Here is an 18,060-nt window from a genome sequence, read left to right on the forward strand (position 1 = left end):
TGCTATCCCGAGTGGCCACTTAATTCATGCGGAGCGAGCGTCCCGAGACCGACGACGGCGTGCGCTGACGGACGGTTACTTGATCTCGGTGTGTTCGGACTCCTCGTTGAGCGCGAGGTTCGTCGCGATCTCGGCGTTTCGGACGGCGTACTCGGCGGTCTGCTGGAGACTCACGAGGACTTCCCGCACCTGCAGGAGCGACTCGTTGCCCATCTCCGGGAGATCGTCCAGAATCTCGGTCTCCCGGTCGCCGATCTCGGCGTAGGTCTCGCGGACCTCGATCGCGGTGTCGTAGTCGCGCTCGACGGTGGCGGTCACCGCCTTCTCGGTGATCTCGTTGACCTGATCGGTGAAATCCCGGATCCGACGCATCGTCGACGACTCGACCGTGAGGGTGTGATCGTCGGACTCCAGGGCGATCTCGGCGATGTCCTCGGCGTTGTCGGCAGTCAGCTCCAGGTTCTTCGCGATCGATCGGTAGCCGATCAGCGGGAAGCCGTCGTCGAGCCCGACCGCCCGCGCCAGATTGGGGTTCTGGTAGGAGGTGAAGATGAGGCGAAGGAGCAGCACGAAGATCTTGTTGGCCTGGCGTTCCCGGTTGAGTGCGCGCTGTGCGAGGTCGGGGTTGCCGTGGGCCAGTGACTTGACGGCCTCGTTTCGCATGGTGCTGCCGGTCGATTCGAGCCGTTCGAGGAGGTTGTTCAGCGTGAAGTCTTCGGGGTCGACCGAGCACCGGATGGCGATGCGTTCCGGTCGTTCCTCGATGACGCCCAGCCCCATCAGCTGGGTCTCGGCGTTGTAGACGGCGTTGATGTGTTCCGAGGGGAGCGTCTCGCCCTCGCCAGCGTCGATGTGGATGATCCGGCGGCCCAGCACGTACTGGGCGACGATCGCTCGCTCGACGGCGTCGGCGTCGAGGTCGGCGGCGTAGATGATCGCCTCGGACTCCTCTGCCTGCACCGATTCGGGCAACACTGTGAGAGCACCGTTACCGCTGATTCGCAGCGACACTTCGTCGCCTTTCTCCACGTCGTGGGCGCTGGCCCACTCCGCCGGCAACGTCATCGCGAGCGTCGAAGGCCCCAACCGCTGTACCTTTCGGGTTTCCATATGTCCTTTACTTGTCCCAGCTCACCTTAATGTTGTCTATACGGGCGAATACATTCTGCGAATAATAATATTGAATCTCTTTGCCGGGAATCGGTGGACGAACATCCACCGGTCGTCGCGGCGTCAGGCGACCTCGACGAGACGGCGTTCGAAGGCCCCGACGCGCACCCGGAGCCAGCCGCGCAACTGCTCGTCCAGTGCTGGATCGCCGGTGTCGACGCGCAACACGCCGATGTCGTCGAGCTTGGCCCGCGAGGCGACGACCTCGATCTCACAGCGTTCGATGACGGCCGGTGACAGCTGCTGGTTCCCTCGGCCGAAGACGAACCCCTGTCCGCCGATGGGCGAGACGATCACGACGTTGTCCTCGCCGAGCGCGTCGACGATCTCCGCCTCGCCGCCGTCCCTGACGAGAACCTCCCCGTCCCGCCACACGTCGACGCCCAGGGTCGTGCCGTCGAACCCCAGCGCCGACTTGATCGCGCCGACGGTGCTGCCCGGTCCGAGGACGTAGGTGACTCCCGGCCGTGCCTCCTCGGCGACGGCCTCGGCCAGCGTCTCGACGGTGCCGCCGCCGAGTTGCTTCGCGGACTGGCGCTCGTCTGCCTGTGGGACGCGGACGACGGCCCGGAGTTCGGTGACGACCTCGCCCCGACGGTACTCGTCCTCGTCGATGTCGTTGACCTCTGCCCGTTCGGTGTCGGTAAAGCGGGCTGCGATCCGGCCGGCCGCACGCGGCGAGACGCCGAAGACCGAGGAGTACACCTTGACGCCGGCCGGCACGCCGAGCATCGGCGTCTCCTCGCCGAGTTCCTCGGCTACGTCGACGGCAGTACCGTCACCGCCCACGAAGAACACGAGATCGACCCCGTGCTCGCGGAAGGCACGCACGGCGGCCCGCGTCTCCTCGCTCGTCGTCTCCTCGCTCGCTGGCTCCCCGAGCACGACGGGGTCGAATCCCGCGTCCCGAACCGCCTCGGCACCCATCGGCTCGCCCCAGGTGAGCACCTCGATCTCGTCGCCGTACTCCCGGAGTGCGGCCAGCGCGGTGGCCCCACGCTCGGGTGCGCGGGGCTCGGCTCCCCGCTCGCGAGCCGTTTCGACTTTGCCGTCCGTCCCTTTGAGTCCGACCCGCCCACCCATCCCGGCGATGGGGTTGACGACGACACCGATTCGGCGCATACCACGCGTTCGGTCGCCACTCGCAAAAGCCACCCGGGAACGAATCTTTGAAGCCGGAGGGCGATGGACGTAGTCGTATGTTCGTTCCGCTGCAAGAAACCGTACAGCCCGGGATCATCGACGCGGCCGGCTACCTCGTCACGATCGGTGGGATCGTCGCGACGGCGCTCTGGCTCAAGTTCCTCGGGCGCTAGTCGTCGGCGGACTCGACCCGCGCTTCGAACCACGCCGCCGCTTCCTGGACGAGTTCCCGATCGGTCCCTTCGAACTTGACGCTGACACGCTCGCCCGGATAGCTCCCGACTTTCACCGGGAACCGCTCCTGGACCGCGGCGAGGCGATCCAGCAGCGCACTCTCGGGTTCGTCGGTCTCGACGACGGTGACGTGTCGCCCTTCGCCGTCGAACGCGTCCTCGATCTCCTCGAACATCCGTTTCATCTCTGCGGGGACACCCGGCAGGACGTAGCAGTTCTCGACGACACAGCCCGGCGCGACGCCCTCGTGGTTGGGCAGCACACGCGCCCCTTCGGGGACGTGGCCGGTGCCGTCGGTGAGATCGGCACGCTCGTAGCCGCCGTGTTCTTCCAGCCACGACAGCGCTTCCTCGCTCTCGACCACGTCACGGCCGAAGGCGGCGGCGACGCCCTCGATCGTCTTGTCGTCGTGTGTCGGTCCGAGCCCGCCGGTGACGACGACGGCGTCGTACTCGGCGTGGTACTCGTTGACGACGCGGGCGATGTCCGCCAGCCGATCCGGGACGACCGTCGTCCGTTCGACCGACACCCCGCGGTCGGCGAGCTGGCGGCCGAGCCACGCGGCGTTCGTGTTGACGGTGTCGCCAGCGAGTAGTTCGTCGCCGACCGTGACCAGCGCGACGTGCATGTCGCGGCGTTGGTCGTCACCGAGTAAAAGCCTCTCGTCGTCGCGACTACCGCATGCCCGGCGGCGGCCCGTCGTCGCCGAAGTCGTCGCCGTCCGTGTCGATGTCGATGGCCGTCTCCTCGCGCTTTCGTTTCAGCGACTGGATCTGTCGCCAGTAGTAGACGCTCCCGCCGATCGCCAGGACGATCCCACCCCCGAAGACCGAGCCGAAGATCAGCAGGTCACGCTGGAGGTAGTACCGCACGCGGATCGTCTGGGCGGTCACGTTCTCGTAGGTCAGCGTCATCCGATTGTCCGTCACCGATCGCTCGCCGGCCGGTGGGTTCACCTGCGAGAGCAGCGGGACGCCGACGCGGGCCCCCGGCGGGAGGGTGAAGTTCGTCGCTCCCTCGACGAACACCGGCGTCGAGTAGCGTTTGCCCTGTCGCGGCGCGGTGAACGCGACCTGTCCGGCGGTCTCGTTGGGCACGTCGAGGATGGTCCGCTCGCGGGTCTGGGTCACCGACAGCGCCGAGTGATCGGCGGTGACGACGGTCCCGTTCGGGTATCGGTACTGGAGCGCCCTGATTTCGAGATGGCTCTCCTGGCCCAGCGCGTCGCGCTTGTACACCTGGAGCTCCGAGCGGTTCTCGGTACCGTACACGTGGACGGAGGCGTTCTTTTCGAGGGTGATGGAGGCGTTGACGCTCGAATCCCAGTCGTAGTCGGCGGATTCGTTGAGCTGCTGGGGGTCCGGTTCGCCCGGCCCGAGAAGCGAGGTGCAGCCACTCAGGGCGACGAGTGCGAGCACCGCAGCGAGCACGAGACCCCGACGCCTCATGGGACGATACAGAGCAGCTCCGAGGGCAGGTACTGGCCGATGCTGGACAGCAGCCCCGGCGGATCGGTCTCGTCACGGCAGACGATGCTCTGTTCGAGCAGGCCGACGCGCTCGACGGTGATGATGTCCTGGGCGTGACCGGCGCGGTTGACGGTCGCCCGAACCTCTGCCCGGGTCGCGCTGTTGACGTTGACGCGGCCCTGTCCTCGGGTCCACTCGTACAGTTCGTCCTGGGCGGCGTCGCTGAGGCGTGGCGGATCGTCGTTGACGAACTCCAGCGGGAGGTGCTGGACCAGTCCGAAGCGGGTCCGGAGCTGTTCGGGACTCCCCCGGCCCAGTCCGATCGAGTCGGCCGGGAGCCGGACGGAGTCGCCGTGGCCCACGTCGAGGACGAACCCGTCGTCGTCCCAGGAGTCGAGCGTGCCGACGTAGGTCTCGCCGGCTTCGAGGGTCGGGACGATCTCGCCGAACTCCTCGCCCAGGAGGTTCCGGGCGATCGTCTCGTCTGGCCCCGAGATCGTGACGCTCGGGAAGTCGTCGTCACGGATCCCCACGTCGTACTCCACGTCCAGATCCGCGAGTTCGTTCCCCACGAGCGAGGTCAGCGAGTCGAGCGCACGCTGGCGAGCGTCGCCGTCGACGTACAGCTTCGTTGCGAGTACGACCATCAGGCTTCGGCGTCCTCTCGTTCGTGGTCGACGTTGAGTTCGTCGCGGAGCTTCGCGATCCGCTCGTCCATGGCGTCGACGAGTCGCGTGTTCTCCATCGATTCGACCTGGTCACCACACTCGGGACACTGGAAACCGAACTCCATCGCCTCGTCGAACTCGAAGCGGATGCCACAGCGCTCACAGAGGTAGAACTCGTTGTCTCGCTCGTAGGACTCGCGGTCTTCGAGCGCGTCGAGCAGGCGGTGCATCTCCTCTTCGAGCTTCTCGGGGATGTTCTCGTACTTGAACGTCCAGAGGTAGGTGAGCCACCCCGAGTCCTCGTCTCGGAGTCGTCGATACGACGCCAGGTCGTTCTCGTAGAGAATGAACAGCGCCCGGCGCACGTCGTTGAGCTCCAGTCCCAGCTCTTCGGCGAGTTCTTCGTCGGTCACTTCGCCGTCCGGCGGCGCGGCGGCGACCGGCATCCCTTTCGGTCCGACGAGTTCGTGGAGGTATTTCTGTATCACAGGATCCTCCAGGAGGTCCTCAAAAGCCATTGTATGCTCTTCGGGCCGTCGTCCGGTTAAGTTTTAGCTTTCCCGTACGACACCCGGAGTCGAAAAGCAGACACGGCAACCGAGCCAGCAGTGGAGGATCGGTTGTCGGCGTCGATCGTCGCGACAAATGGTATATGTGTCCAAGGAACATACGAAACGGTATATGCTTGACAACGGCCCTCGGAAGACGGGGCTGGACGAATGAGCGGCGACGAACAGCCCTCGCCCGACCAGAACTCGTCTGCCCCGGTCGAGAGTGAGTCTTCGGCGTCGCTGGGTGAGCGATACTCCCGCGTCGTGGGTCGGTTCGTCCACGGGGTCGAACTCGCTGCCGCGACGGTCTTTGCCCTGCTCTTTGCGGTCGGAGTGTTCGACCTGATTCTGGAGATACTCGATGCCGTGCGATCGGGCAGGATCACCGATCCGCTCGTCGTCATCAGGTTCATCGACACCGGACTCCTCTTGTTGATCATCGTCGAAGTGTACCAGACGGTGCTCGCGTACGTCGAACAGAACGACACCCGGAGAGTCGTCAGGCTGGTCATTTACACCGGTGTCATAGCGATGGTTCGGAAAGCCATCATCTTCCGGACGGGAGAGTACGCCACGCTGGAGGACGCCGTGTTGGCCGCCGGGTCGTACGCGATCATCATTCTCGCGCTGGTCGCGCTGCTCTTCGTCGAGCGGGTCTACGGGAACGACTCTCTCCAGTTGTCCGACGGCGAGTCCGCGTAGCGAGCAGTCTCGGCGACAGTTCGGCCGTGACGGGCCGGCAGACTTTTGCACACGTCCCGACCGAGGACACGCATGGTCGCCGTCACTGTCTGGAACGAGTACGTACACGAACGTGAGGACGACGCCGTCGCGGAGATCTACCCCGACGGCATCCACGAGACGATCGCCGACGCGCTGGCCGAGCGCGGCCACGAGACGCGAACGGCGACCCTGCAGGAGCCGGAGCACGGCCTCACCGAGTCGGTGCTCGACGACACCGACGTGTTGCTCTGGTGGGGTCACGCCGCCCACGACGAGGTCGCAGACGACGTGGTCGAGCGGGTCTGTAACGCGGTCAACGACGGGCTCGGCCTGCTCGTGCTCCACTCCGCGCACTTCTCGAAGCCCTTCCGGCGACTGCTGGGGACCCCCTGTACCCTGAACTGGCGAGAGGCCGGCGAGCGTGAGCGTCTCTGGGCGATCGATCCCGACCACGCGATCCTCGACGGCATCGAGACACCGATCGTCGTCCCCGAGGCCGAGACCTACGGCGAGCCGTTCGGGATCCCACAGCCCGACGAACACGTCCTCAGCTCCTGGTTCGAGGGCGGCGAGGTGTTCCGATCCGGCGTCTGCTATCGCCGCGGCAGCGGCCGGATCTTCTACTTCCGACCGGGCCACGAGACGCACCCGATCTACCACGACGAGACGATTCAGGACGTGCTCGCGAACGCCGTCGAGTGGGCGGCACCGACAGGTCGCAGCGTCACTCAGTGGGACAACGTCAACGTCGAAGCCAGCGAGTGAGAGCGGCCGCAGCTATCCGTCGTCGGCTGTCTCGGCGGCTTCCTCGGCCGGGACGACGCGCTTTCCCTCGGGCCGGGGCTGGACGACGCGGTCCGCGTCTTCCCACTCGCGGTCGAGTTCGCGCCCCTCGAAGAGTCGATCGAGGAAGACCGCCAGCCCGGCGACCTCTGAGTGGGGCTGGTTCGTCACGCCGACGTTCCAGTCGGCCCGCTCGTACACCTCGAAGCCGACCTTCTCCGCGCCCACGACCAGCAGCAGCGGCTCGCTCCGGTGGGCCGCGCGGATCTCGCCTTCGACCTCCTGGACCGGGAGGCCGTACATGGTGAGGTGGGCGATCGAGCCCGACCAGTCTTTCAGGAAGCGGTTCGGTTGCTCGGTGACCTCGACCTCGAAGGGGCCGCCGAAACGGTCGGTGATGTCCTGGACGGTGTCCTGCCGGCTCGCGCCCGCGTTCGCGAGGACGAGCCGATCCGCACCCAGGGCCCGGGCCGTGAGTCCGACGTGGGTCGTCATCCGTTCGTCCCGGCCGGGACGGTGGCCGAGTCGGAGGACGGCGACCTCGGGTTCGCCTTGCATACCCGAGGGGAGGGGCGTCGGCCGTTAAGTGCTGTCGGACTGGGCCGCGTCGATCGCAGTGCTGAGTGCCTCGTAGCTGGCTTCGACCCTCTCGCCGTTGACCAGCGCCGTCGGCGTCCGGTCGACTCCCGCGTCGATGCCGCCCTCGCGATCGGCCTCGATGGTCGCCTCGTAGGCCTGTTCGACCGCTGCGGTCTTCACCGTCGACGGGTCCGCGTCGACCTCCCGAGCCAGCGACGCGTAGCGGTCCGGCCCCAGCGAGCCCTGGTTCTCGAACAGGAGGTCGGCGTACTCGAAGAACGCCTCGTCGCCGACGCCGTCCTGTACCGCTCGGGCCGCGTTCGGAGCCTCCAGAGAGACGTTCTGGTCGACCGGCAGGGGGAAGTCGTGGTGTTCGTACCGGATCGCCCCGCTCTCGACGTACTCCGAGCGGATGTCTGGGTAGACTTCCTGGTTGAACGTTGCACAGTGCGGACAGGCGAAGTCCTCGTAGACGGCGACCGTCACGTCGGCCTCGGGATCGCCCGCGACCGGCGTCGAGAGCGAACCGGCCGTCACCGTCGCCGTTCCGTCCGGTTGCTCGGAGCCACCACTCGAGGAGTCGAGACAGCCCGCGAGCGAGGCAGCCGCTGCACCGCCGGCCAGCAACAGCGAGCGCCGCGTCGGAGAGAGATCGTCCATAGTCGGCAATCGGGGTTCGCGCACTTTAGTTTCGCGGTCTGTGTGCTGTAGAATCCGCGCCGAGAGCGGGGGCGGCATCGACGCGGGCGTCGGGAGACGGCGACGATCCCACGGGTATTTTGCCCGCCATCCCGTAGCCGCCGCCGTGCAAGTCGTCGGCTATCGCGCTCGCGTCGACGAGTCGGCTGCGCTCCTGCTCGGGACCGACGGGGCCGTTCGAACGGAGCCACTGGAGCCCGGCCAGCAGGTGTCGTACTCGCTCGGCGAGCGCCACTGTGCGGGCACGATCGACGAGGGAACGCACGTCGCTTGCGAGAATCCGACGGCACCCCACTGTGACAGACACACCGATCGCTGGCCGTGTGCGCGGTGTCGCGGGGACTGTGCGATGCCACTGGAGAGCTGTCACGAGGAACACGCCGTCTACCTGGCCGCTTTCGCTCCGGCGACGTTCAAAGTCGGCGTCACCCGCTCGTGGCGGCTCGAACGGCGACTGCGAGAACAGGGGGCCGACCGGGCGGCCCACCTCCGGACCGTCGCGAACGGACGCGTCGCTCGCCAGATCGAGGCCGAGATCGCCGCGACGGTGGGCGACAGCGTCCGCGTGCCAACGAAGATCGAGGGGCTACACCGATCGGTCGAAGAGCCCGCCTGGCGGACGCTGCTCGACGAGTTCGAGCCCATCGAGACGTTCGAGTTCGAGTACGGGCTGGGCCTGACGGACCGTCCGATCGCCGAGACGCTGCTGTCTGGCACCGTCGTCGGGTCGCAAGGCCGTCTCCTCGTCGTCGAGAACAGCGGCGGGACCTACGCCGTCGACCTCCGGGACACCGTGGGCTACGAGCTCAGCGAGGACAGCGTCGATCGGCAACTCCAGGCCAACCTCGGCGCGTTCAGCTGATGCTGGCGTCGGCGTCCGCTGGGACGGTGGTGTTCGCGGTCCTGTTTCGTCCCGTGTAGAGACGGACCACGCCTCCCGCGAGGAGGCAGGCGGCTCCCAGGACGAGCCAGTACGGTTCGGCACCCAGCACGAAGCGTCCGGCGTCGCCGCCAGCCACCGAGACGCCGGTGTACAGCGACCCTTCGGCGACGTAGTGGCCGACCGCTCTCGCCACGTAGAAGAACACGACGGCGCTCGCGGCGACCGCTCCGAACGCGGCCCGCCGCCACCGGAGGGAGGCGACGACGCCGAGAACGCCGACGACGGCGACACGCGAGAGCAGGCGCTCCTCGTGGCTGACCGGGCCGCCCCAGCCGGTTTCGACGGTCGCGTCGTACATCGGTCGGAACTGCAGCAACTCCTGGTGGATGCCGACGACGACGGCCGCGAGGCCGACGATCGAGAGGACGACCGAGAGGGCAGCTCGCTGATTCATACTGTTGGACTCTCACTGAGAGGCAATGAATTTTGCCCCCACAAATCGAATTGCATACCGCCTCGGTTAGTCAGAAAACATTTATGACTCCGTGGAGGGATCTCGGACGTGCAACGCGAAACGATACTCACCGGCGGCATGGTCGTTCTCGTCGTCGCCATGCTCGCCACACCGCTCGCGGTTCCCGGGGTGCTCGACGAGCCCGACGACGAGAACGTCCGGCCGAGCTACCTCCACCTCCAGACCGAGGACTCGACGATCAACGTCACCTCGGTGCCCGGTCGGACGGCAAACCTCCAGCTCGACACCCGGCTCGTCCACAGCGGCGGGCCGGCGAGAAACGTCACGCTCGAAGTCCGCGCGATCGACGCCGAGTCGGGCCTGCTGGAAGATCAGGTCTACGAGTCCGTCGGCAACGTGACTGGCGATCGATCGGTCTCGGTGCTGACCGACCTCTCGGTCGAGCGCCAGGGCGGCTACCGCATCGAGACGATCGTCTACGAGGACGGCGACCGCGTCGCCCGCGGCACGCGGACGATCAGCGGCGTCCAGGCACTGACGCCCGACTACGCTGACTCGACGGTGGCGTTCGAGCGCTACGAGAACTCCCCGGCTGAGATTCCGACGATCGCCGTCGACCCGACGACGACGAGCGACAACCGCTCGGAGCTGTCGGTGACGGCCGCACTGACCAACGACGGCGACACCGAAGCCGGCGACGTGACGCTGCGGCTCCGGGCTCGCCAGGCCGAGTCGAACCTCGTCGCCGCACAGTCCCGCCAGGAGGTCGGCTCGATCCGTCCGGGCCGGACCGTCGAGCCCGGCACGACGCTGACGGTCCCCGACGGCTACAACTACTACATCGACGCAATCCTGCTGCGTGACGGGGTCGTGATCGACACCGCGATCGGCGTCGCCAACCTCGACCCGACCCGCGTCGTCGAGGCCAACGAGACGCGCCGAGCGGTCGAGTTCGACACCGGCGACTTCGACGACGAGAGCACCAGCGGAGGAGACGGCGGTCGGGCGGAGGAGACCCGAACGACCACCGGCGGCGGTCCCGGCTTCGGCGTCGGGCTCGCGCTCGTGGCACTGCTCGCAACCGCACTGCTGACCGCACGGAGACAGATCAATGACTGACGACGACATCGGCGGCGCGACCGAGGCACAGCACGACGAGGGGTTCGAGACGACGCAGAGTCCCGACGACACCGACGAGACGGCGGAGTCCGACACCGGACAGCGCGTCATCGACGCGCTCCAGTGGGCCGCCTTCGGCATCCTGATACTCGTGGCCCTGATCGCGACACTGCAGTTCTACTTCGCGACCTCGAACGCGATCCGGAACTTCGTCACGCCGGACTATCGGCCGCTGTTCCAGGCGATCTTCAATCTCGTCATCCTGCTGGCCAGCGCGCTGGGCCTGTCGGTGCTCGTCCGTCGCATCACGTAGACGACAACCCTTTTCCGACCCGCACGCCAACGGCCGCCCATGGCAGAAGACGACGCCGAGGAGAACGAATCGCCAGCAGACGAACCCTCGGACGCGGGCGAGGACGAGGAGAAGTCCTTCCGAGAGCGCGTCGAGGAGATCCGTCAGGAACGAGCCGAAGAGCGCGAGGGCGAGGACGGCGAGATGAGCCGCGAGGAGCGCATGGAAGAGATGATGGGCGGTGGCGGCGGCCCGCCCGGCATGGGCGGCGGCGGTGGCGGCGGGAACCCCTTCGCACAGATGATGGGCGGCATGATGGGCGGCGGTCCCGGCGGCCCCGGCGGTGCCGGCGGCATGGGACCGGGCGGCCGAGAAGAAGAGAGCGGCGACAACGAAGAGCTGACCCGCGAAGTCCGAAAGCTGCGCGACGAGGTCCACGACGTGCGCCGCACGCTCGACCGGATCGCCGACGCGCTCGAAGACTAGCGCTTCGAACAGTCCGTTCTGCGTTTTGCCGTTCGAGAAGCGGCGCTACTCGTTGTACGCGAGGCTCATGACCCACTGCGAGAAGGCGTCGCTCCGGGCGTCGACCTCCTCGTCGCCGATGAACGGCGAGAGCTGGTCGCCGGCCATCAGCAGCGAGAAGTCCAGGTCTCTGGGTGCCGGCGTGAGGTGGTACGTGTTGTGTCCCTCGTAGATGGTCTCCTCGCGCTGGATCAGTTCCTTGTCCGCCAGCGAGTCGACGATCCGACTCCCCTTGCGCGAAGACACGTCCAGTTCCTTCCAGAAGTCGCTCTGGTGGATGCCACCGGACTCTCTGATGAGTTCCAGGCCGGCACGCTCGTCGTCCGAGAGCTCCTCCTCGATGGCTGCCATGCTCATATACTCCGTTATGGGAGGGTCGGCCGCTTAAACCTGACCTTCGACCGGACGATACGCAGTCTCACAGGGCGGTCCGTCGGCGTAGCGGAACCACCGCTCGTCCCCGAGGACGACGAGCGACGACGAGCGGGTGCCGAACCCCTCACCGTGGACGCAGACGCCGTAGTCGTGGTCCGCGATCGTCTCGGCTGCGCGGTCGAGCCACGAGCCCCCGTTCTCGTCTGGCTCTGGCTGGAGGGTCTGGACGAGTCGGCCGGCGCTGTCGGCCTGACGCTGTGCCGCCGCCCGTCGATCGTCGGGCATCCGGTAGTCGCCGTCGGCACCGACGTTGACGACCACGTGGACGCCGGGGCTCAGCGTGCGAACCGAGAGCGTCCCGTCCCACTCGGTGTAGACGGCCGCCGACGCGTCGGCGACGACGAGGTTGAACCCCTGGTACTCGTCGGCGTCGACGGCGCGCTCGACGAGCCGAGCGGCGTCCTCCGCGGATCGCTCGCCCAGCGCGTCGCGCACGAGCAGGCCCCGAGAGCGCTCGCCCGCGAGGTCGGCGTCCGTCCAGCGGTTCGTGATCGCGACGAAGACGCCGTGCTCGTTGTAGCCGATCCACGTGCCGCCAGCTTCCGCGTCGGTCGGTGCGACGACGCGTGTGCGCCAGTCGTGGACGGCAGGAGGGTTCGACTCCCGGTCGAGCCGTTCGTCACGGTTGGCGGCGACGACGAGTGGCTGTTCGAAGACCTGCCAGGCGAAGACGAGCGTACACACGACCGAGCGTATGGTCCCCGAGGGCTAAAGGGTGCTGTCGGTGTCGTCCTCGCCGACCGGCTCGGCCGGCGCACCGACGACTGTCGTCTCCGGCGGCACGTCTGCCGTGACGACGGCGTTGGCACCGACCTTGGCGTCGTGACCGATCTCGACGCCGGGGAGGACGATCGCTCCCGCGCCGATCATCGCGCCCTCGCCGACGACGACCTCGCCGGTCCGATACTCGTCTCGGAGGAACTCGTGACACAGCAGCGTGGCGTCGTAGCCGACGACCGCGTGGTCCTCGATCGTCAGCAGCTCGGGCCAGAACACGTCCGGGGTGGCCGTCAGCGCCAGCGAGACGCCCTCGCCGACCGTCGCACCGAGCCGACGGAGCAGCCACCGCTTGAGCGCGAGGCTCGGAGAGTATCGGAGGGTCCAGACGACGAGGAAGTTCACCACCAGCCTGAGTGGGTGCTTGGCCGACGGCCAGTGGTGCAGGGAGTTGTGCGGTCCCGGTGTTGCCGTCCGGTCGAGGCGGTCGTGTCGTCGTGGCCCAGTCACGACCGACCGTTCGTCAGGAGCCGTCTAAAAACCCGCGTCGTCGAGGCCGGTCCGCTCGATCTCGGCCCGCGTTACTCGCCGCGCAGTTCGTCCATGTGATCGATCCGCTGCTGGACGAGGTCGGGCTTGCCGATGTCGTGGCGCATCCGGAGCCCGTCCTCGCCGGCAGCGTCGAGAGCCGCCTCCGCGATCTCCTCGGCCTCGGTGATCGTCTCCGCCAGGCCGACGACGGCGAACGACCGGGAGGTCGTCGTGTAGATGCCGTCGTCGCGCTCGTCGACGCTGGCGTAGAACAGGAGCGCGTCACCGGCGCTGTCCTCGTCGATCGTCACCTTCGCGCCAGCGGCCGGCTCGGTCGGGTAGCCCTCGGGGACGGCGTACTTACAGACCGTCGCCTGCGGAGCGAAAGAGAGCTGTGGCAGGGGTTCGTCCTCGCGGGCCGCCGTCAGCACGTCGAGGAAGTCGGTGTTCAACACCGGCAGCGTGTTCATCGCCTCGGGATCGCCGAAGCGAGCGTTGAACTCGACGACCGTGATCCCGTCGGCGGTGAGCATGAACTGACCGTACAGGACGCCCTTGTAGTCGTCCAGCGCGTCGACGACCGCCCGGAGCACGTCGACGGCCTCCATGTAGTCGTCTTCCGACATGAAGGGCAGCTCCAGGCCGGCGTCGGAGTAGCTGCCCATGCCGCCGGTGTTGGGTCCTTCGTCGCCCTCGTAGGCGCGCTTGTGGTCCTGTACGGCGGGTGTGACACGGAGCTGGCCGTTGGCGACGAACGCCTGGACGGTGAACTCCTCGCCGACGAGGCGCTCTTCGAGGACGACGCGGTCGTAGTCCGCACTCCGGAGGTGCGCTTTTGCCTCCTCGGCGGTGACCTGATCGCCGATGACTCGGACGCCCTTGCCGCCGGTGAGCCCGGCCGGCTTGACCGCGAGGTCGCCGTCGTAGTCGTCGATGAACTCGCAGGCGGCAGCCATGTCGTCGAACGTCTCGAAGTCGGGACAGCCCGGAATGTCGTGTTCCCGCATGAACCGCCGCTGGAAGGCCTTGTCCGTCTCGATGCGGGCCGCGTCCTGCTGGGGACCGAACGTGTACACGCCCGCCTCGTCGAGCGCGTCGGCGACGCCGGCTTCGAGTGCGTTCTCGGGGCCGATCACCGCGAGCGTCGCGTCGACCTCGTTGGCATAGGTCCGGACCGCCGTCGGGTTCGTCGTGTCGAGCGTCTCGAACCCGTCGGCCAGCGCCGCGATTCCGGGATTCCTGTTGCCGGCACACGCGTACAGTCGGGCATCCGAGTCGGCCAGCGAGCGGGCGATCGCGTGCTCGCGGCCCCCGCCACCGATCAGCACCACGGTCTCTGTCATACCTGTGAGGGCGACTGGGAGGGGCCTAAACCTTGCCTTTCCCCTCGCGTCGGCGGCCGTTCAGTCCGTCTCACGGCCGTCTTCCCGTACACACCTGTGATCGTCGTCGTACGATCGATCGGTGCGGACCGACGAGACTCCGTCTCATACTGCCGGCTGTCCGTCTGTACCGAACGTTGCGACACCGTGGTCGCGAATATCTTGCGACAGTGACAGCCGGCAGTATCAGTCCAGGCTGTCGGGCGTGTCGTCACGAGCGAGCCACCGCTGCATCGCCGTCAGCAGGCCGTCGTCGTCGGTCCCCGATCCGCAGCGTTCTCTGTCCGCGGGATCGACCGGCGTGTCGTCTCGATCGTACCACAACTCCATCGCGGTCGGGTTCTCGGTCGTGTTCTCACACTCCCACGCCGGCCCGTCGTCCGAGCCGTCGTCCGCGAGGTCGCTGCGCCAGAGCTCTCGGTCGTCCGCGTAGTGCTCGTTCGTATCGTAGTCGTCATCGCCGCCGTCGTTTTCGTCGTCTTCGTCGTCCTCGTCGCTATCGCCCGCATCATCGCCGTCTTCGCCGTCGCCATCGTCCACATCACCGTCGTCTGGGTCGTCTCCGTCCGAGCTGTCGTCCCCCGTCTCACTACCGTCGTCTGGATCGCCGCCGCCGTCTGTCCCGTCACTCCCTTCGCCACCGTCTCCGCCGTCGCCGTCCGAGCCGTCACTCCCTTCGCCACCGTCTCCGCCGTCGCCGTCCGAGCCGTCACTCCCTTCGCCACCGTCGCCGCCGTCGCCGTCGGTACCACTGCCGGTGTCGTCGCCGTCCGAGCCGTCCCCGCCGCCGCCGTCGACCGCGTACGTCGTACAGTCGCTCCCTGCCTCGACGTGTCCGGCGCACACGCCACAGGCGTCGTTCTGGTCCAGGGCCGCGACGATGTCGTCGACGCTGTCGTAGGCCGCCACGGCGCAGTCGTTGGGGTTGATACAGAGGCTACACGAGCCGTTCGAATCGGTAGTTCCGCCCCGAACGACGTTCTCTTCCAGCAGCCCGACGATCGTCTCGTCGGCCGACGCCTCGTAACAGTAGCTCTGCCAGCTCCAGGGCACGTCGACGCCGCTCGTCGCCGTCATCGGGCGACAGGTGAAGGTCCCGTCGACGGCGACGACGGCGAAGCTCCCGTCCGTCCCCGTACAGACGCGATCACAGCCCTCGAACTGGGTCTCGTGTGCCGCTGCAGTGCCGCTGGCGGCGAGCAGACCCGCAGTCGCCGCCCCGATCGTCTTCAGCACGCGTCGGCGGTCGACGCCGTTCTCGTCGGTCGCGTCGTCTGTTGGGCTCATCGGTAGCGACACCTCTCGGCGTATCGATTTCGTAATGAGTCGTGTACGGCCGAGAAGTCCGCCACTAACCGGTCAGTTCCCCGACTCCAGACGAAGGTAGTCGGCCGTCGATCGCACCGTCTCGTCGGTATCGCTAGCCGTCCGAAGGTATCTGACGACCACCCGGACCGAACTGGAACGTCGGTCGGCGATCGCTGAGACGGACAGGCTTTCCCGTCTGCCACCCGGACGGTCGGCTATGAGCAGCGACTCGGGCCCGACGGACCGGAACCGCCTCGACGAGGCGGAGAGTCCCTATCTCCGCCAGCACGCGGACAACCCCGTCAACTGGCAGCCGTGGGACGAACAGGCACTCGAAGCCGCCAGCGAACACGACGCGCCGATCTTCCTCTCGATCGGGTACTCGGCGTGTCACTGGTGTCACGTCATGGAAGACGAGAGCTTCTCCGACCCCGAGACGGCGGCGCTACTCAACGAACACTTCGTCCCGATCAAGGTCGACCGCGAGGAGCGCCCGGACCTCGACGCCATCTACATGAGCATCTGCCAGCAGGTGACCGGCCGCGGTGGCTGGCCGCTGTCGGCGTGGCTCACTCCCGAGGGCGAACCGTTCTACGTGGGGACCTACTTCCCGCCAGAGGAGCGCCGCGGGATGCCGGCGTTCGGCCAGCTGCTCGAAGACATCGCGGGCTCGTGGTCCGATTCGGAGCAACGCGAGGAGATGTACAACCGTGCCCGGCAGTGGACCGACGCCATCGAGGGCGACGTGGGCGACGTGGGACAGCCGGGCGACGTGCCCGACGACGAGGCGCTGCAGGCGGCTGTCGACGCCGCGATTCGGGCCGCGGACCGCGAACACGGCGGCTGGGGGAACGGCCCGAAGTTCCCACAGCCGGGGCGACTCCACTACCTCATGCGCGAGGTCGCCCGTTCGGACCGCGACGACGTGCGCGCGGTCGTCACCGAGACGCTCGATGCGATGGGCGACGGCGGGCTCTTCGACCACGTCGGCGGCGGCTTCCACCGCTACTGTACGGACCGGGAGTGGGTCGTTCCCCACTTCGAGAAGATGCTCTACGACAACGCGACGCTTCCGCGAGCGTACCTCGCTGGCTACCAGCTCACCGGCGACGAGCGGTACGCCGAGATCGCACGCGAGACGTTCACCTTCGTCGAGCGCGAACTCACACACGAGGACGGTGGCTTCTTCAGCACGCTCGACGCACAGAGCGTGCCGCCCGCCAGCCGTCGCGATGACGCGGACGCCGAGCCCGAAGAGGGCGCGTACTTCGTCTGGACCCCCGATGAGATCCGCGCGGCCGTCGACGACGAGACGGCGGCCGACCTGCTGTGTGACCGCTTCGGGATCACCGAGTCGGGCAACTTCGAGGGCAAGACGGTGCTGACCGTCGACGCCTCCATCGAGGCCCTGAGCGAGTCCAGCGGGCTCGAAGCGAGCGAGGTCGAGCGTAACCTGGCGAGCGCACGCGAGCAGGTCTTCGAAGCCCGTGAGAAGCGCCCCCGCCCCGCACGCGACGAGAAGGTGCTCGCGGGCTGGAACGGACTGATGATCACGGCGCTGGCCGAGGGCGCGATGGTCCTCGACGACGTCGACCCGGAACCGGCTGCCGACGCCCTCGCGTTCGTCCGCGAACACCTCTGGGACGAGAGCGAGCAACGGCTCGCCCGCCGGTACAAGGACGGCGACGTGGCCATCGACGGCTACCTCGAAGACTACGCCTTCCTCGCTCGGGGCGCGCTGACGCTGTTCGAGGCGACCGGCGAAGTCGAACACCTCGCGTTCGCGCTGTCGCTGGCCCGCGCCATCGAGCGAGAGTTCTGGGACGAGACGGACGCCACGCTGTACTTCACACCGACCAGCGGCGAGTCGCTGGTGGCTCGCCCACAGGAGCTCACCGACCAGTCGACGCCGTCCAGCAGCGGCGTCGCGGTCCAGGCGCTGCTCTCGCTGTCGGCGTTCGTCCCGCACGACCGCTTCGAGACGATCGCGGCGGGCGTCCTGGAGACACACGCCAACAAGATCGAGGCGAACCCGATGCAACACGCCTCGCTGGTCGTCGCGGCCGACCGCTATCGTCGGGGCGATCTCGAACTCACGCTGGTCGCCGACGAGGTCCCGGCAGAGTGGCGAACGACGCTGGCCGAGACGTACCTCCCGGACCGGCTGCTCGCGTGGCGGCCGCCCAGCGACGACGATCTCGACGCGTGGCTCGACGTGCTGGGGCTGGAGGAGGTCCCGCCGATCTGGGCCGACCGGACGGAACGGGACGGCGAGGCGACCGTCTACGCCTGCCGACAGTTCACGTGTTCGCCGCCACAACACCACCTGCGAGACGCGCTCGACTGGGCGACAGAGCAGGCGTGAGACGACGCA

At 67.5% G+C, this 18,060-nt stretch carries 21 protein-coding genes; 7 read left to right on the forward strand and 14 right to left on the reverse strand.

Going from position 1 to position 18,060, the window contains the following annotated elements; all coding sequences use genetic code 11:
* Positions 1–75 precede the first annotated feature (75 nt).
* The 6 genes from ACAH01_RS09090 to ACAH01_RS09115 form a co-directional block, all read right to left on the reverse strand.
* Positions 76–1,110 carry a phosphate uptake regulator PhoU gene (locus ACAH01_RS09090; protein ID WP_170094310.1) on the reverse strand — a complete coding sequence of 345 codons (1,035 nt, stop codon included), beginning with the start codon at positions 1,108–1,110 and terminating at the stop codon, positions 76–78.
* Positions 1,111–1,233: 123 nt separating this feature from the next.
* Positions 1,234–2,292, reverse strand: a complete 1,059-nt coding sequence (locus tag ACAH01_RS09095) for an ATP-NAD kinase family protein (RefSeq protein ID WP_372478960.1) — start codon at positions 2,290–2,292, stop codon at positions 1,234–1,236.
* A 190-nt stretch (positions 2,293–2,482) separates the two neighbouring features.
* Positions 2,483–3,175 carry a molybdopterin-binding protein gene (locus ACAH01_RS09100; protein ID WP_170094308.1) on the reverse strand — a complete coding sequence of 231 codons (693 nt, stop codon included), beginning with the start codon at positions 3,173–3,175 and terminating at the stop codon, positions 2,483–2,485.
* Positions 3,176–3,221: 46 nt separating this feature from the next.
* Positions 3,222–3,995 carry a DUF5803 family protein gene (locus tag ACAH01_RS09105; protein WP_372478961.1) on the reverse strand — a complete coding sequence of 258 codons (774 nt, stop codon included), beginning with the start codon at positions 3,993–3,995 and terminating at the stop codon, positions 3,222–3,224.
* A complete protein-coding gene (locus tag ACAH01_RS09110) occupies positions 3,992–4,663 on the reverse strand; it encodes a DUF2110 family protein (RefSeq protein WP_372478962.1) in 672 nt (223 codons plus the stop codon). Before ACAH01_RS09110 ends, ACAH01_RS09105 begins: the two co-directional genes overlap by 4 nt.
* The gene (locus ACAH01_RS09115) at positions 4,663–5,202 is read right to left on the reverse strand and encodes a transcription factor (protein WP_015763284.1); all 540 of its coding nucleotides are present in this window, start codon (positions 5,200–5,202) and stop codon (positions 4,663–4,665) included. The genes ACAH01_RS09110 and ACAH01_RS09115 overlap by 1 nt, the downstream gene beginning before the upstream one ends.
* 201 nt (positions 5,203–5,403) lie before the next feature.
* Between ACAH01_RS09115 and ACAH01_RS09120 the strand changes: the two genes are divergently transcribed.
* Together ACAH01_RS09120 and ACAH01_RS09125 are read left to right on the forward strand one after the other, a co-directional pair.
* Complete coding sequence (locus ACAH01_RS09120; RefSeq protein WP_372478963.1) at positions 5,404–5,937, forward strand: phosphate-starvation-inducible PsiE family protein; 534 nt, start codon at positions 5,404–5,406, stop codon at positions 5,935–5,937.
* A gap of 72 nt (positions 5,938–6,009) precedes the next feature.
* Positions 6,010–6,723, forward strand: a complete 714-nt coding sequence (locus ACAH01_RS09125) for a ThuA domain-containing protein (protein ID WP_372478964.1) — start codon at positions 6,010–6,012, stop codon at positions 6,721–6,723.
* A gap of 12 nt (positions 6,724–6,735) precedes the next feature.
* On the opposite strand, the gene ACAH01_RS09130 is transcribed toward ACAH01_RS09125, so the two are convergent.
* Complete coding sequence (locus ACAH01_RS09130; RefSeq protein ID WP_372478965.1) at positions 6,736–7,299, reverse strand: tRNA (cytidine(56)-2'-O)-methyltransferase; 564 nt, start codon at positions 7,297–7,299, stop codon at positions 6,736–6,738.
* 24 nt (positions 7,300–7,323) lie between these two features.
* A complete protein-coding gene (locus ACAH01_RS09135; protein WP_170094302.1) occupies positions 7,324–7,980 on the reverse strand; it encodes a thioredoxin domain-containing protein in 657 nt (218 codons plus the stop codon).
* Positions 7,981–8,125: 145 nt separating this feature from the next.
* Between ACAH01_RS09135 and ACAH01_RS09140 the strand changes: the two genes are divergently transcribed.
* A complete protein-coding gene (locus ACAH01_RS09140; protein WP_372478966.1) occupies positions 8,126–8,881 on the forward strand; it encodes a DUF2797 domain-containing protein in 756 nt (251 codons plus the stop codon).
* Here the strand turns inward: ACAH01_RS09140 and ACAH01_RS09145 are convergent.
* Positions 8,874–9,356, reverse strand: coding sequence for a hypothetical protein (locus ACAH01_RS09145; RefSeq protein ID WP_170094300.1), 483 nt, complete (start codon positions 9,354–9,356; stop codon positions 8,874–8,876). The genes ACAH01_RS09140 and ACAH01_RS09145 overlap by 8 nt on opposite strands.
* Before the next feature lie 108 nt (positions 9,357–9,464).
* Between ACAH01_RS09145 and ACAH01_RS09150 the strand changes: the two genes are divergently transcribed.
* The 3 genes from ACAH01_RS09150 to ACAH01_RS09160 are packed head-to-tail and all read left to right on the forward strand — an operon-like array spanning position 9,465 to position 11,274.
* Entirely contained in the window at positions 9,465–10,496 is a 1,032-nt protein-coding gene (locus tag ACAH01_RS09150) for a PGF-CTERM sorting domain-containing protein (protein WP_170094299.1), read from the forward strand.
* Positions 10,489–10,809, forward strand: a complete 321-nt coding sequence (locus tag ACAH01_RS09155; RefSeq protein ID WP_170094298.1) for a hypothetical protein — start codon at positions 10,489–10,491, stop codon at positions 10,807–10,809. Before ACAH01_RS09150 ends, ACAH01_RS09155 begins: the two co-directional genes overlap by 8 nt.
* A 39-nt stretch (positions 10,810–10,848) precedes the next feature.
* Positions 10,849–11,274, forward strand: a complete 426-nt coding sequence (locus ACAH01_RS09160) for a hypothetical protein (RefSeq protein WP_372478967.1) — start codon at positions 10,849–10,851, stop codon at positions 11,272–11,274.
* A gap of 45 nt (positions 11,275–11,319) precedes the next feature.
* Here ACAH01_RS09160 and ACAH01_RS09165 read toward each other — a convergent pair whose 3' ends face one another.
* The 5 genes from ACAH01_RS09165 to ACAH01_RS09185 form a co-directional block, all read right to left on the reverse strand.
* The gene (locus ACAH01_RS09165; RefSeq protein ID WP_018258646.1) at positions 11,320–11,670 is read right to left on the reverse strand and encodes a MarR family transcriptional regulator; all 351 of its coding nucleotides are present in this window, start codon (positions 11,668–11,670) and stop codon (positions 11,320–11,322) included.
* Between the two features lie 27 nt (positions 11,671–11,697).
* The gene (locus ACAH01_RS09170) at positions 11,698–12,432 is read right to left on the reverse strand and encodes an NRDE family protein (protein ID WP_372478968.1); all 735 of its coding nucleotides are present in this window, start codon (positions 12,430–12,432) and stop codon (positions 11,698–11,700) included.
* 24 nt (positions 12,433–12,456) lie between these two features.
* The gene (locus tag ACAH01_RS09175) at positions 12,457–12,975 is read right to left on the reverse strand and encodes a DapH/DapD/GlmU-related protein (protein ID WP_170094295.1); all 519 of its coding nucleotides are present in this window, start codon (positions 12,973–12,975) and stop codon (positions 12,457–12,459) included.
* A 71-nt stretch (positions 12,976–13,046) separates the two neighbouring features.
* A complete protein-coding gene (gene purD / locus ACAH01_RS09180; RefSeq protein ID WP_372478969.1) occupies positions 13,047–14,339 on the reverse strand; it encodes a phosphoribosylamine--glycine ligase in 1,293 nt (430 codons plus the stop codon).
* A gap of 225 nt (positions 14,340–14,564) precedes the next feature.
* The gene (locus tag ACAH01_RS09185; protein WP_372478970.1) at positions 14,565–15,665 is read right to left on the reverse strand and encodes a hypothetical protein; all 1,101 of its coding nucleotides are present in this window, start codon (positions 15,663–15,665) and stop codon (positions 14,565–14,567) included.
* 238 nt (positions 15,666–15,903) lie between these two features.
* On the opposite strand from ACAH01_RS09185, the gene ACAH01_RS09190 reads away from it, so the two are divergent.
* Positions 15,904–18,051, forward strand: a complete 2,148-nt coding sequence (locus tag ACAH01_RS09190) for a thioredoxin domain-containing protein (protein ID WP_372478971.1) — start codon at positions 15,904–15,906, stop codon at positions 18,049–18,051.
* Positions 18,052–18,060: the final 9 nt, after the last annotated feature.

The sequence above is a fragment of the Halomicrobium sp. HM KBTZ05 genome (assembly GCF_041530035.1).
In the GTDB taxonomy this organism is placed as follows: domain Archaea; phylum Halobacteriota; class Halobacteria; order Halobacteriales; family Haloarculaceae; genus Halomicrobium.

What these genes read in the sequence shown, in the direction of transcription:
- ACAH01_RS09090 (WP_170094310.1), bottom strand. Translation starts at nt 1,110, where the DNA reads ATGGAAACCCGAAAGGTACAGCGGTTGGGGCCTTCGACGCTCGCGATG.
- ACAH01_RS09095 (WP_372478960.1), bottom strand. Translation starts at nt 2,292, where the DNA reads ATGCGCCGAATCGGTGTCGTCGTCAACCCCATCGCCGGGATGGGTGGG.
- ACAH01_RS09100 (WP_170094308.1), bottom strand. Translation starts at nt 3,175, where the DNA reads ATGCACGTCGCGCTGGTCACGGTCGGCGACGAACTACTCGCTGGCGAC.
- ACAH01_RS09105 (WP_372478961.1), bottom strand. Translation starts at nt 3,995, where the DNA reads ATGAGGCGTCGGGGTCTCGTGCTCGCTGCGGTGCTCGCACTCGTCGCC.
- ACAH01_RS09110 (WP_372478962.1), bottom strand. Translation starts at nt 4,663, where the DNA reads ATGGTCGTACTCGCAACGAAGCTGTACGTCGACGGCGACGCTCGCCAG.
- ACAH01_RS09115 (WP_015763284.1), bottom strand. Translation starts at nt 5,202, where the DNA reads ATGGCTTTTGAGGACCTCCTGGAGGATCCTGTGATACAGAAATACCTC.
- ACAH01_RS09120 (WP_372478963.1), top strand. Translation starts at nt 5,404, where the DNA reads ATGAGCGGCGACGAACAGCCCTCGCCCGACCAGAACTCGTCTGCCCCG.
- ACAH01_RS09125 (WP_372478964.1), top strand. Translation starts at nt 6,010, where the DNA reads ATGGTCGCCGTCACTGTCTGGAACGAGTACGTACACGAACGTGAGGAC.
- ACAH01_RS09130 (WP_372478965.1), bottom strand. Translation starts at nt 7,299, where the DNA reads ATGCAAGGCGAACCCGAGGTCGCCGTCCTCCGACTCGGCCACCGTCCC.
- ACAH01_RS09135 (WP_170094302.1), bottom strand. Translation starts at nt 7,980, where the DNA reads ATGGACGATCTCTCTCCGACGCGGCGCTCGCTGTTGCTGGCCGGCGGT.
- ACAH01_RS09145 (WP_170094300.1), bottom strand. Translation starts at nt 9,356, where the DNA reads ATGAATCAGCGAGCTGCCCTCTCGGTCGTCCTCTCGATCGTCGGCCTC.
- ACAH01_RS09155 (WP_170094298.1), top strand. Translation starts at nt 10,489, where the DNA reads ATGACTGACGACGACATCGGCGGCGCGACCGAGGCACAGCACGACGAG.
- ACAH01_RS09160 (WP_372478967.1), top strand. Translation starts at nt 10,849, where the DNA reads ATGGCAGAAGACGACGCCGAGGAGAACGAATCGCCAGCAGACGAACCC.
- ACAH01_RS09165 (WP_018258646.1), bottom strand. Translation starts at nt 11,670, where the DNA reads ATGAGCATGGCAGCCATCGAGGAGGAGCTCTCGGACGACGAGCGTGCC.
- purD (WP_372478969.1), bottom strand. Translation starts at nt 14,339, where the DNA reads ATGACAGAGACCGTGGTGCTGATCGGTGGCGGGGGCCGCGAGCACGCG.
- ACAH01_RS09185 (WP_372478970.1), bottom strand. Translation starts at nt 15,665, where the DNA reads ATGAGCCCAACAGACGACGCGACCGACGAGAACGGCGTCGACCGCCGA.
- ACAH01_RS09190 (WP_372478971.1), top strand. Translation starts at nt 15,904, where the DNA reads ATGAGCAGCGACTCGGGCCCGACGGACCGGAACCGCCTCGACGAGGCG.